Annotated in this window: 13 protein-coding genes; 12 read left to right on the top strand and 1 reads right to left on the bottom strand. The window is 58.5% G+C overall.

Features of this window, described 5'->3' with window-relative positions; all coding sequences use genetic code 11:
• The first annotated feature begins 143 nt into the window (after nt 1-143).
• From Q8R39_02660 to rsmA, 12 genes are all read left to right on the top strand, one after another.
• Nucleotides 144-599: a hypothetical protein gene (locus Q8R39_02660; GenBank protein MDP3735304.1), complete on the top strand. Its 456-nt coding sequence runs from the start codon at nt 144-146 to the stop codon at nt 597-599.
• Nucleotides 568-1,845 carry a putative glycoside hydrolase gene (locus tag Q8R39_02665; protein MDP3735305.1) on the top strand — a complete coding sequence of 426 codons (1,278 nt, stop codon included), beginning with the start codon at nt 568-570 and terminating at the stop codon, nt 1,843-1,845. Before Q8R39_02660 ends, Q8R39_02665 begins: the two co-directional genes overlap by 32 nt.
• Before the next feature lie 19 nt (nt 1,846-1,864).
• Nucleotides 1,865-2,227 (top strand): hypothetical protein, encoded by a 363-nt coding sequence (locus tag Q8R39_02670; GenBank protein ID MDP3735306.1) that lies wholly within the window; start codon nt 1,865-1,867, stop codon nt 2,225-2,227.
• Nucleotides 2,228-2,295: 68 nt separating this feature from the next.
• Nucleotides 2,296-4,671, top strand: coding sequence for a type IV secretion system DNA-binding domain-containing protein (locus tag Q8R39_02675; GenBank protein MDP3735307.1), 2,376 nt, complete (start codon nt 2,296-2,298; stop codon nt 4,669-4,671).
• A 123-nt stretch (nt 4,672-4,794) separates the two neighbouring features.
• The gene (locus tag Q8R39_02680; protein ID MDP3735308.1) at nt 4,795-5,280 is read left to right on the top strand and encodes a hypothetical protein; all 486 of its coding nucleotides are present in this window, start codon (nt 4,795-4,797) and stop codon (nt 5,278-5,280) included.
• Between the two features lie 130 nt (nt 5,281-5,410).
• Nucleotides 5,411-5,794 carry a hypothetical protein gene (locus Q8R39_02685; GenBank protein MDP3735309.1) on the top strand — a complete coding sequence of 128 codons (384 nt, stop codon included), beginning with the start codon at nt 5,411-5,413 and terminating at the stop codon, nt 5,792-5,794.
• Between the two features lie 283 nt (nt 5,795-6,077).
• Nucleotides 6,078-6,776 (top strand): hypothetical protein, encoded by a 699-nt coding sequence (locus tag Q8R39_02690; protein MDP3735310.1) that lies wholly within the window; start codon nt 6,078-6,080, stop codon nt 6,774-6,776.
• A gap of 148 nt (nt 6,777-6,924) precedes the next feature.
• Nucleotides 6,925-7,149, top strand: a complete 225-nt coding sequence (locus Q8R39_02695) for a hypothetical protein (protein ID MDP3735311.1) — start codon at nt 6,925-6,927, stop codon at nt 7,147-7,149.
• 2 nt (nt 7,150-7,151) lie between these two features.
• Nucleotides 7,152-7,430, top strand: coding sequence for a type II toxin-antitoxin system YoeB family toxin (locus Q8R39_02700; protein MDP3735312.1), 279 nt, complete (start codon nt 7,152-7,154; stop codon nt 7,428-7,430).
• A gap of 77 nt (nt 7,431-7,507) precedes the next feature.
• The gene (locus Q8R39_02705) at nt 7,508-8,674 is read left to right on the top strand and encodes a hypothetical protein (protein ID MDP3735313.1); all 1,167 of its coding nucleotides are present in this window, start codon (nt 7,508-7,510) and stop codon (nt 8,672-8,674) included.
• A 235-nt stretch (nt 8,675-8,909) separates the two neighbouring features.
• Nucleotides 8,910-10,958, top strand: a complete 2,049-nt coding sequence (locus Q8R39_02710; protein MDP3735314.1) for a UvrD-helicase domain-containing protein — start codon at nt 8,910-8,912, stop codon at nt 10,956-10,958.
• 83 nt (nt 10,959-11,041) lie between these two features.
• Nucleotides 11,042-11,863 carry a 16S rRNA (adenine(1518)-N(6)/adenine(1519)-N(6))-dimethyltransferase RsmA gene (rsmA, locus tag Q8R39_02715; GenBank protein ID MDP3735315.1) on the top strand — a complete coding sequence of 274 codons (822 nt, stop codon included), beginning with the start codon at nt 11,042-11,044 and terminating at the stop codon, nt 11,861-11,863.
• A gap of 55 nt (nt 11,864-11,918) precedes the next feature.
• On the opposite strand, the gene Q8R39_02720 is transcribed toward rsmA, so the two are convergent.
• On the bottom strand, nt 11,919-13,095 hold a 1,177-nt coding region (locus Q8R39_02720; GenBank protein MDP3735316.1), incomplete at its 5' end, for a hypothetical protein.

Below are 13,095 nucleotides of genomic sequence, written 5' to 3' on the forward strand. Positions count from 1 at the left end.
ATATATACTATGGCCATATACAGGATAAATTTTCAAATTTTCAATATGCGTCCGCGTCCTATTTCTAACGGGATGAACCAATTTTCAAACGACGAACGTCGTCGTGTTTGGAAATTGAAAATTGGAAATTGGTAATTTCGCTTATGTCTTCCCACGCCACTCTATTTCTCATCGGCATTTTTCTTGCGGTGCTCCCGTTTCTCGGGCTTCCACGCTCCCTCGACAGTGCGTTCATCGCGGTCGCGGGGGCGGCGTGTTTCGTGATCGCTTTTGTGGTGCGGAGCGAGCGCGCGCGAGCTCTGAGAGGCGCGCTTAAGGCAGAGGGGAGAGCGGAGGTGTTTGTCGAAGCGCGTCCAAAGCGCGCTCGACGCACGCGCCCTCGCTCACTCTCCGACGTGATCGAGCCGCGCGACGTTGACCATGTGACGGCCCCTGCCGTTGCTGAGGCATGGCCCAATCCCACACCGGATCGTGTGGGGCTGGACGCGGCGCAACCACCGGGCCCCGCGTCGGTTACCGTAGGAGCCGACGCGCCAGCTATTGAGAGAGCGGATTTTCCACGCGAGCATGAACCCACCACCGTCGAGGCGAGCGTCTAATTCTCCTTTTGTTGCCGGAGCAGTACTTGCCGGCGCGCTCGCGGCCGGCTTTTTTGGTGCACCTGATGTCGCGCGCACGCGCTATGAACTTGCGGCAGCAGGAGCGGGAGCGAGTGGGGTTGCCGTCGAGGCGGCGGCCGAACCGGCGCTTGAGCCGAAGCGTGAGCCGCCGCCGATTTACCTCCCGACCCCGGAGCCCCTCAAGGCGATCTACATGAGCCAGTGCGTTGCAGGCACACCCTCATTCCGCGATCGGTTGGTGCGATTGATTGACGAGACCGAGCTTAATGCTGTGGTGATTGATGTGAAGGATTACAGCGGCGGCATCGGTTTCCCGACCTCACACCCGATGCTTACCGAGAGCGTCTCAGCGAAATGTGGCGCGCGCGATATGCGCGCATTTCTCCGTACCCTCAAAGAGAAGAACATCTATGCGGTCGCGCGCATTACGGTCTTTCAAGATCCGCACTACAGCGCGCTCCACCCCGAGCTTGCGGTCACAAAAGCGAGCGCGACGACGACGCTCTGGCGGGATAACAAAGGTCTCTCGTTTATAGACGTCGGCGCGCGTCCGTACTGGGAGTACATCGTCGCGGTCGCGAGACAGACGCATGCGCTCGGCTTTGATGAGCTCAATTTTGACTACATTCGCTATCCCTCAGACGGCCCGATGGGCGACATCTATTTCCCGTGGAGCGATGCGGCGCTCCGCGCTGACCCGGAGCGCGGCGATGCGCGGATGCTCCGCGACTTTTTCGCATACCTTCGCGAGGAACTTGTCGAGCAGGTACCCGAGGGGGAGCATGCACCGGTGCTCTCGGCTGATCTTTTCGGCATGACCACAACGAACGAGGATGATCTCAACATCGGCCAGCTCCTCGAGTACGCGCTGCCCTATTTCGACTACATTTCCCCCATGGTCTATCCGTCGCACTACCCGCGCGGCTTCCGGGGACTTGCGAATCCGGCCGCCGAACCGTATGAGGTCATTCACTACTCGATGGGGAGAGCAGTCGAGCGAGTTGTCTCGTATCGGGAGAGAGCTTCAACAACTGCTGCCGTAGCAGAGGGGAGGATACGCACGCTCCAACTCCGGCCGTGGCTCCAGGACTTTGACCTCGGCGCGATCTATACCCCCGAGCTCATCCGCGCCGAAATGCAGGCGGTCTACGACAGCGCTCTCACGAGCTGGATGCTCTGGGATCCGGCGAATCAGTATACGCGAGAGGCCTTGACAAATGAGTAAGAATTTGCTCAAATAGCAAATGGATAGAACGTCCGCAAACGACACTCCGGAGTATCGGAGCAGAGGAGGAAGGAAGATGGGGGGTTTTTATACTGATGGTGTCCCCAACGACGAAGACGTGCGTAGACAGTTGAGCGACGTTGAGAAACTCAGGATTGCCGCAATGAGGACGCATCTTTCTGTCGCAGCAGACACGAGGGAGATGTTTTCGGAGCGGCTCTCGCGGCTGCGGAATGCCTACATTATGCTCGCGGCACGACGCCAGCTACTTGAACTGCCGGAGTATGCGACATTCGTGACTTTGTATAACGACGTGCGTTCGAAGCTTGCCGCATCCCTCCATCCAGGACGTGAGTTGGTGCCCCCTCGGATCCGCGCATAGCGCGATCGCGAGCAGAAAACACTTGAAGCCCGCCCTCAAGAAGGGCGGGCGCGTGCTATACTTTTCTCATGGTACATGCGATTAATTTTAACGAAGAGCGCGTAACCCACTTTGCAAAGACCGACGCGCGCGGGAAGCACATCCCCTTCGGCATCAAGGCAAAGGACAGGACCCGGCATGTCTATGTGATTGGTAAGACCGGCATGGGAAAGTCGACCTTGCTTGAGAACATGGCGGTGCAGGATATCAAGAACGGCGAGGGGTTTGCGTTCGTTGACCCGCACGGCAAATCAGCCGACCTCCTCCTCGACTACATCCCTCCCGAGCGCGTCAAAGACGTGCTCTACTTTGCCCCCTTTGACCTTGAGTATCCCATCGCGTTTAACGTGATGGAGGACGTCGGCTACGACAAGCGGCATCTTGTGGTAAGCGGGCTCATGGCCGCGTTTAAGAAAATCTGGGTGGATGTGTGGAGCGCGCGCATGGAGTACATTCTGCAGAACACGCTCTTGGCGCTCCTCGAGTACCCGGGGGCGACTCTGCTTGATGTGAACCGCATGTATACGGACAAGCGGTTCCGCGAAAAAGTAGTGGGAAGTCACGGGAGCGTGCGCGAGGATCGCGTGGAGGGAATGGTTAAAGATCCGCTGGTGAAGTCATTCTGGCTCGATGAGTATGCGACCTACACCGACCGCTACACGCAGGAAGCAACGCCCGCGATCCAGAACAAGATCGGCCAGTTCACCGGCAACCCTCTGATCCGCAACATTGTAGGACAGAGCACGTCGACGTTCGATCTCAGGACCATGCTCGACGAGCGCAAGATTCTTATAATTAATCTCTCGAAGGGCAAAATCGGCGAGGGAAACGCGAACCTGCTTGGCAGCATGATCATCACGAAGCTCTATCTTGCGGCGCTCTCGAGGGCGGATATAGCGGATCGCGAGATGACGAAGCTCCCCAATTTCTATCTCTATGTTGATGAGTTTCAGTCGTTTGCGAACGAGAGCTTTGCGGATATTCTCTCCGAGGCGCGCAAGTACAAGCTGAACCTCACCATGGCGCACCAGTATGTGGAGCAGATGAGCGAGGAGGTGCGGGCGGCGGTGTTCGGCAATGTGGGCACGATGATCGTGTTCCGCATCGGCGCCTTTGACGCCGAGGTGCTCGAGAAAGAGTTTGCGCCGCAGTTTACGGCAGAAGACTTGGTAAACCTCGGCTTCGCGCAGATTTATCTCCGGCTGATGATCGATGGTGTATCGTCGCAGCCGTTCTCTGCGGTCACTTTGCCGCCGATCGCGCCGCCGGAGCACTCTCTGCGGGAGCAGGTGATCGAGAATTCGCGCGCGCAGTTTGCGCGGCCGCGCTCTGGAGTTGAGGCCGAAGTGCGCGAGCGCTACGAGGGCCAGCAGCGGGATCGCGAGCGCGTAGCAGCGGAGCAGTCCGGGCGTGCGCGAGCGGAGAACGTCGGCGCGGGGGAGCGCTCCGAGCGGCCGCAGGGGGGCGGACGCGGGTTTGAGGGCGGCGCGACACGGCGAGCGGTACGTATGTCTCATGACCGACCTCCGACATATGCCCGCAGCGCTCGCGAGGAGTACCGTTTGCCGACGCGTCGTGCTCCAGACGCCGTATATTCGCGGGATAGCGGCGAAGAACCGCGGCATGAGAGAGTTGGCGAGAGAGAGCGAACACCACAGGGCGAGCCGCCGGGCGGCGAGCGGAGAGCGACTTTGCAGCTGGAGCGTGAGGCGTCGCAGGACTTTTCTCGTGAGTCACACCAGAGCGATCGCCCTCGGCAGCCGCATGGCGAGCCGTTTCGTGAGGTGCGGGATGAGAGGCAGCGCACCGCGCGCGAGGAGAGTTCCTCGCCGCGCGCTCCCGTGCGCGGCGACGGACGTCCCCGAGAATATCGACCGTCTGAGCACCGAGAAGAACCGGAGGCGCACCGTCCCTTCTCCGGCGCGCTTCGCGACGCGCTGCGGCGCGCGCAGGAGCGAGAGGTGCCTCAACAAGGTGGCGACGCGCGGCGCGGCGAGGCCGAGCAGGGTCCTTCCGTCAGGATGCGTGAAGATGGTATGCATCGCGATCGCGTCCAGCACCTTCCGCGGAAGGTGCTGGACGATCGCGTGGCCGGAGCTCCGGCCACGGCACTGGGTAATATATCACCGCCGACGCACCCCATCACCCCCCGTTTTGACCGCTCGGCACGGCCCGAGACGCTCTCAGGCCTGCGTGATGCGCTCGCAAAGGCGACGGGGAGTAGCAGCGCGCGAGAGCCGAGCGCGGGCTCGAGCGCCCCAAGCGTCGAGAAAGAATCGATGCGCGAGCAGGATCAAAAATCAGAAAGAAAAGAGGAACAAAAGCGCGAGGAACCGCCGCAGACCCGGGTTCCGAGTGAAATCCCCGAGGAAGAACTTAAAAAAATACTTGACGTGGGGAAGTGAACAAGAGGAGCGAGAAAAACAGGGGATCACACGCAAAACATGGTTTTGGCCGACTCACGTTCGTCTTTGCGAGGAACGCAGCGGAGCGGAGCGACGAAGCAATCCAGGATTAAACCTCAAAACATGCAGATCAATTTTTTTGTCGATTCCGATCTTGGGGATTATGAGGCGGGGCGCGCGGAGTACGAGGCGATTTGGAATGAAGACGGTGAGCGCATTCTTGCGACACTCGAGAGGGTAAGCGGTTTTGCGTTTCATGAACACACGATCAACGCCATCGTTTTTGATGGTCGGGGAAGATCGCATCCGCTCAGTCTCCGACACGACCTCCCGCTCGACCGTAAACGCTCATCGCTTGTGCATGAGCTCGGACATCGTCTGCTCCACGGTCGTGAGCGCAAGATGGCGACAAGCGACGAGCGGCACCGTTTTCTCTTTCTGATACTTTTTGACGTTTTGGTAGAGCTCTACGGCGAGCAGTTCGCGCGCGAGACTGTCGCGTGGGACAGCAGGCCCGAACTCAAGTTTTGCTACAAGAATATTTGGGATGAGGCGCTTGCGTTTACCGCAGAGGAGCGCAGAGCCGAATTTGAAAAGCTCAAAAAGTAGATATCAGAACTCAAAAATACTTGACGTGGGGAAGTGAGTACGGCATTCTGGCGTTAGAAGCTTCGATGGTTTTTCAGGCAACAGGGGAGGTGGTAATGGCAACGGTAACTCACCACGAAGGGAGTAAAGGATGAGTACGTGGAAGGACGACATTATTGGACTATTCACCGGAACTTCGCTCGGTATTGCCCGGGAGTGTGTTGACTGGACGGGCATGGGCGGCCTGCTTTGTAGGTGGGATGTAGCGTCGCCGGACGAGCGCTCTAAAATACGGGATGCGCTCGCGGAGATCATAGCGGAGGAGAAGAGCGCAAGTACGGACTGGGGCGTTGTCCTTGACGCCGCGTACTTTGCATACACGCAGAGCATTTGGGACCAGAACGTGTGCCATGCGATCTTGGCCCTCAAGATAACCACAGCTCCCCCGGAGTGGCAGGATCGGGTTGAGTACGTTAAGGATTGCTACATTGCAGGCTATATGGGCTACATGCGCGCAAAAGTCGTGACCACTTGAGATGCGTGCGCACAACTCGCCCGACAGCTCCGAGGAGCTGTCGGGTGTTCGGTTTTTTAGGCGTGCACTCGCTACTAAAAGCCGATAATGGTATTGTAATGAGCGGAGTTTCAAATACGAAGAAGGCTCAAAATTTTAAGGGAGTAGGAAGGTGAGAAAACACGCAGACGTTGTAGGCGAAACGTATCGAAAGTTTCTTGCACAGTTCCTTGTCGATCGGCCAGAGTTTGCACGTGGCGATACGCAGCCTATAGTGCGTAAACCGCGGTGGACCAGTGCACTTATGCGCACCGTAGCGGAATGGGAAACAACGCTCAAGAAAGGCGATGGCGTCCTTCGGCTCATGACGCGATTTGACGCGGATACGGGCGAGCCGCTCTCGTGGGCGCTCCGGAAAGACCTCTCGTCTAATATCGTGCTCATTGACCGAGAGTATGCACGAGCGCAGGCGTGTGTCGAACGCGACCGTTTTCTGCGCCTTGCGAGCGGGGTGGCGGAATCCTTGCACAGCTTCGAGGACGGGCCATCGGTTGAACTTATCGAGCCCGTTCGTGGCGAGCGGAGATTTGCAGTGTCGTGGACTCACCGCGTCGATTCTCTCTTTGTTGCCGACCCTCTTCTTGTCGAGGACGACCATCTGACCATCGAGATCGACCCCACTGACGGCGATGTCGTCTCACTTGCCTACGAGTGGCACGCAGTTACGCCACAGACGATGCCACTATCGGAGGAAGAAGCGTACAGGCACGTACTGTTTTTCTCACAAAAGCCCTACGGCGATCTACCTACCATATCCGTTGGTAGAAAAGTTTTTGGCTCGCTTCGCTATGTTCCCGTACTGGAAAATCGACCGAAGAAAAACCCCGTTTTTCGACCGATGTGGTTTTTCCGTGTGCTTGAGCACGATAACCCCGACTCCCACTTTTGGGATGTATATGTAGACCAGAAGTGTTGCGTTTACAAGTTTGTCCGAAGTCGGTAACGCTGCCGGTTTCGGTTTTATCGTTTGCGTAGGGGTTCGCCAGACAGCTCTCAGAAGCTGTCTGGCGACAATTTTTGCCTCGGCGTCGTACAACACATTGTGCAAAATTCTGAGTTGCGTTTTGTCGTCGAGCCACTATACTGTATACATGGTGACGGAAACAGTACAACTGAATACTCTCCCACTCACATTGTATCCTTCGACGAAGAAAAACAAAATCGTCGTGGAGATGGACGCGGATCGCTTCGAGCGCTTGGCAGCAGCGTTCGGTTTTTTTAACCCGGAATTTCTTGAGAGCCTCGATCAGGCGGAACGTGAGATTGCGCACGGTAAAACGAAACGCCTCAAAAGCCTACAGGATCTCCGCAGTTAAACATGCTCGAAATCAGATACACTCCGGAGTTCAAAAAGCGCTACGGTGAGTTACCAGGCGCGGTGCAAAAGAAAGCGGAGCGGCGCGAAAACGTGTTTCGTCAGAACCCGTTTCATCCTGCACTCCGAACAGAAAAACTGGAACCCCGCCGTAAGGAGTACTGGAGTTTCCGTATTGACCGAACGTACCGCATCCTCTTTCGTTTTCGAGACCAAAACACTATCTACTTTCTCACGTGCGGTCACCATAAGTGGATTTACCGCTACGTTGATCGGCACTGATAAACTGACAAAGAGACCGCGGTGTTCTCCTGGAAAATCTGCGCGGAAAAATAGTCGTGCGTGGTAGAATACCTCTGATGGCACCGGAGCAGAGTAATGAGCGCGGCGAAACGCCGTACCAGGCACCTTCCGCAGCGCGCGCGCTTGAGGCGGCACGGATGGCGCCGCCTCGAGTAGAGTCACTCGTACCGCACGTGCGAGAGACGCGTTTTGAAACCGCGCAAGGTCCACGCTTTGTGATCCGGACGATGCAGCGCGACATCGAGGCGACACTCCGGAGAGAAAAGACCTCGCTCGGCACGGTCGTACTTGCTGAAGAGCGGCGCCGACGCGCTCGGAGTACCGCGGGAGAGGGGAATGAGCCTTCGCGCATTGAGCCCGTCGAGCAGTCTCGGCGTGTCAGCATCGCGACACTCGCGATCGTCGGCGGCGCAGTCCTCATGCTCGGCGCGGTTGCGGTAGTTGCGTTTGTCCTCCTGAAGCCCACCGCACCGCAGACAGCGCCCGGCCCCGTTGCAAACGCAGTGGTGCCCGTTGACGGCTCCGTCTCGCCACTCACATTGAGCGGCCTCACCGAGTTTGTGATCCGCTCCCGGCTGCGCGAGGCGGTCCAAAACGCGAAGACGCCGATCAATACAGTTTTTGCGATCCCGCTCGTTGATCGCGGCCAGCTCCTCCCCAAGGAGAAAGGCGCGATTTTGGTTGAGCTGACGACTGATGAATTTTTTCGTCGCATAGCGCCGGAGGCGCCCGCGGCTCTGCGTCGCGCGCTCGATCCGGCGTTCACCTTCGGCGTTTATGCGTTCAATGGCGATACTGGCTTTCTCGCCTTCGGCGTCCAGTCGTTTGAGATTGCCTTTGCCGAGATGCTTCACTGGGAGCGTACACTCTCGCTCGACCTCGGGCCTATTTTTAGACGGAGCGGGTCGCAAGCGTCTCGCGCGTCGGAACCGGTGCTTCCCAAGAGCTCTGCCGGCGCGCTCGAGCACGGCGCGACGACCACTGCCTCCGGCATCGGCACGAGCACCACAGAGGAGTCTCTACCGCGGCGTACGCTCTACTCCGGAGCGTCGCGTTTTGAGGATATGGTGGTTAAAAATTACGATGTTCGTGTGTTCCGGGACGAGCGCGGCGAGCCGACCATCCTCTATACATTTCCGAATCGCTCAACGCTTCTCATTGCCGGGAGTACCGCGACACTCGAAGAGCTCATCCGCCGTCTCACAACCCTCAAGCGCGAGTAGGGGGTGGTGGAGGGCAACCGCTCACTCCTTCAAATTTCACGCTCGAGCTTCGGTGTTTGGAAATGATAGTCGCCTCATCGACGAAAAACGCATAACTCGCCTGCAGGCTCAAACAGATGCGTTTTTCTATTCGGCTCCTTCATTTCCTAAACACCTCTCGCTATGCGTGAAATTTGAAGGAGTGAGCGGTTGCGGTGTAGGAGTATGTTTAAGTGAGATGCTATTTCACGCCGCTATGTCTTACCTAGACGATCTTAACGCAGCGCAGCGCGATGCGGTCCTTGCCACTGAAGGACCGCTTCTCGTTGTTGCCGGTGCCGGGGCAGGGAAGACGAAGACGCTCACGTACCGGATACTCCACCTGATCGTGACGAAAGGCGTTCGTCCGGAGCACATCCTCGCGATCACGTTTACAAACAAAGCGGCACGCGAGATGCGCGACCGCGTGCACGCTCTACTTGCATCGGCTGGCGTCCAGTCGGCGATTTCCCACTCTCCAGTTTCTACTTTCCACTCTCCAATCGTTTGCACTTTTCACTCCCTCGCGGTCTTGATGCTCCGCGCGCACGGCGCGCGTATCGGCATTCAACGTCGGTTCACGATCCTGGATCGCGCTGACTCGACGAGGGCGATGCGCGAGGCGGTGAAAAGTGCCGGTTTTGATCCAAAACTCTGGGACCCGGGGAAAATCCTCGGTGCGATCTCGCGGAAGAAGGGCGATGCGCTCTCGCGCGCAGCGTTTTCGGAGATAGCGTCGAGCTACCCCGAACGCGTCATTGCAGACGTCTGGGAGCGCTATGAGGGTATCCTCGTGCGCGAGCGCGCACTCGACTTCGACGATCTGCTGCTCTCCGCGCTCACACTCCTCGCTGCCCAGCGCGAGGTGCTCACGCACTACCATGAGCGTTTCCGCTACATACACATAGACGAGTACCAGGATACGAACCGCGTGCAGTACGAACTCTCGCGTCTCCTCGCCGCGCGCTACCGCAACATTTGCGCCGTGGGCGACAGCGACCAGAGCATCTATTCCTGGCGCGGCGCCGACCTACGGAATCTGCTTGATTTCGAGCGCGACTACCCGGAAGCCCGGGTAGTGCTGCTTGAGGAGAATTACCGCTCGACCAAGACCATTCTTGCCGCGGCGAACGACGTGATCAAGAAGAACGTGCTGCGGAAAGACAAAACGCTCTACACGCGCAATGCGGACGGGGAGCGGATCGGCATCTCGAGCTGCTACGACGAGGCGCACGAGGCGCGTTTCGTGGCAGGGACAGCGCACTCGCTCGTCGAGGGCGGCACGGCACCTGAGGAGATCGCGGTGCTCTACCGCACCAATTTTCAGTCGCGCGCGCTTGAGGAGGCGTTTCTCAACGAGGGTGTTTCCTACCAGGTGGTCGGCGTACGTTTTTTTGAGCGTAAGGAAGTGAAAGATGCGCTCGCGTATGCGAGAGTGGCGTTTGCGATTGCGGAGCGGGAGAGAGAGGAGACGGGGAGCGACGGCGAGGACGTCTCGGCGCCGCCCGCGGGCGGCGCCGAGACTCCACAGAGGAGCGTCTCATCACTCTCTGACCCCGCCCTCGCGAGCGAGCTCGCGCGTATCATCAACGTCCCGCCGCGCGGCATCGGGAGGGCGACGCTCCTCAAACTTTTTGCCGGGCGAGCAATTCCCGTCGCCGCGGCGCGCCGCGCCGCGGAGTTTGAGACGCTCCTCAGCGAGCTCGCCTCACGAGCGGCGACCCTGAAGCCCTCGGAGACTGTGCGGCTCATTGTTGAGAAAACAGGCATGGCGGAGCATTTTCGGGACGGCAGCGAGGAGGGAGCCGAGCGGGAGGCGAACATCCGCGAGCTCGTGACGCTAGCCCTTAAGTATGACGAGCTCGCGCCGCTTGCGGGCCTCGAGCGGCTCATTGAGGACGCGGTGCTTGTGAGCGACCAAGACACGCTCGAGAGCGCGAAGAGCGCGGTGCGCCTTATGACGGTGCACGCGGCTAAAGGGCTCGAGTTCGACCACGTCTTTATCACCGGCCTCGAGAGTGGGCTTTTTCCGCACGAGCGGAGCGGCGATGCGACGGATGACGAGCGCGAGGAGGAGCGGCGGCTTTTTTACGTGGCGCTGACGCGAGCGCGGAAGCGCGTGCACCTCACGTGTGCATCCATTCGTACCGTCTTCGGCTCCCGAAACGTCGCGCTCCCGTCAGAATTTCTCGCGGACATCCGTGACGAGCTCCTGGAGGTAGTCGAACCGGCATCACACGGGGATGAAAAAGTTATACGATTTTAATCATCGACACCAATTTAGAGCGAACGCATAAAATTGGTGTCAATGTGAAGGTGATAGCCTCTACCTTCTCTATTTTTTGGAATATGCCAGCACGCCTCGGTCAACACTTTCTTACATCTCGTCGCGCGCTCGCGCGCATTATTGACGCCGCGGAACTCACGAGCGCGGACACGGTGCTCGAGGTGGGGCCCGGCACCGGCTTTCTCACGGAAGCCCTCCTCGCTCATGCAGGCCGCGTCATCGCGGTCGAAAAAGACGCACGTCTCGTCGCTCGCCTCATCGAGCGCTTTGCCGCGGAGATTGCCTCCGGCCGTCTCACGCTCGTCCATGCTGATATCCGTTCGTTCGCCCTGTCGAAATACAAGATACAAGATACAAGATACAAACTTGTCGCCAACATTCCCTACTACCTTACCGGCCACCTTCTCCGGCAGTTTCTCGGTGCAGAGACGCAACCCTCCCGCATGGTATTGATGCTCCAAAGAGAAGTCGCCGAGCGCATCGTCGCGCGAGACGGCAAAGAGAGCTTGCTTTCCATTAGCGTAAAGGCATACGGCACGCCGCGGATCGTCGCGCGCACTGGAGCGGGGGCGTTCTCTCCGCCGCCGAAGGTGGACTCGGCGGTACTTGTCGTTGAAAACATCTCGCGGCATTTTTTCGATGAGTACACAAAAAATGTTCAACACTCGGCGTTGAACACAATAGATGCTTGCAGCGTAGAAGGCCGTTTTTTCGCTGTTGTCCGCGCTGGTTTCGCGCACAAGCGAAAGCTCCTCGCGGGGAATCTAAAGCCGCTTATTCCCAATGCGCGAGAGGCGCTTGATGCCCTTGGTATTAACCCCCGCGCCCGGGCGGAAAATCTTACGCTCGCCGACTGGCGCGCTCTCGCCACGCACGTTTGTTGAACACCTCGCTTGCGTCACCGAGAACTCAAAATCGCGCGACTCTTCAAACGGCTGCTTACTCCGTTACCGTCACGGTCACGTCCTTCGACGTCGTGCCGCCCGTGCCCGTGCACGAAAGGGTGTAGACATTCGTTATGGTGGGATTAACCACCTCGCCTCCGGAGAGAGCCCGGGTGCCGGTCCAGCCGCCGGAGGCAGTGCAGGAGGTTGCGTTTGTTGTGGACCAACTCAAGGACGAGAACTCGCCTGGGGCGATACTCGTTGGGGCCGCAGAGAGCGTTATGGTGGGCAGAGCTCCTTTATTCACCGTCTTGTACCAGAAGTCGTTTATGCCCCACTTGTTTGTCGCGTCTTTGTACCAGATCCGGAGCCACACTGTGGCTCCCGTGAGCGGAATCTTCGTCGCGGTGTAGGTGGTGACGTTGCCGAGTGTGCCGGAGTCCTCGATATCGTTCCCGCCCAGCTTGGTACCAAGCTGTACCCAGTACGCGACGGCGTTCGTCACCGCACTCCAAGTGAATGTCTGCGTTGCGCTGGCGAGATACCCGCCTGGAGGCGGAGAGACGGTGGTCACGGTTGTTCCGCCACCAGTCGTGGTGCCACCGGTCGTTGTCGTACCGCCGGTCGTGGTTGTGCCGCCCGTGGTAGTAGTTCCTCCCGTGGTTGTCGTCCCTCCTGCATTCGCCGTTGTGTACGAGAAGTCATTGGATCGCCATATACCCGTTTGGTCCTGATACCACACCCGGAGCCACACCCTACCTCCCGTGAGCGGAATCTTCGTTGTGGTGTAGGTGGTCACGTTCCCGAGTGGGCCAGAATTTACGATCTCGGCGCCGCCCTGCGTCGTTCCGAGGTAGACCCAATAGGCGACCGTATTCGCCACCGCATTCCACGTAAATGTTTGTGTTGAGGAGGTGAGCGGGACTGGGCCAGGCGGCGGGAAGACGAGGGTCACGCCGTCAGTGGTCCCACCGGTCGTGGTGGTACCACCCGTGGTAGTAGTTCCTCCGGTGGTTGTCGTCCCTCCGGTATTCGCCGTTGTGTACGAGAAGTCATTGGATCGCCACACTCCACCCTGATCTTGATACCATACCCTGACCCACACCATCTCTCCGGTGAGAGGAATCTTCGTTGTGGTGTAGGTTGTCACATTTCCTAAAGGCCCGGTGTTCTCGACCTCTTTCCCGCCCTGTGTCGTGCCGAGATAGACCCAGTAGTCGACAACATTCGTC

Source organism: bacterium, assembly GCA_030697645.1.
Lineage (GTDB): Bacteria > Patescibacteriota > Minisyncoccia > Phycocordibacterales > VMGT01 > JAUYPI01.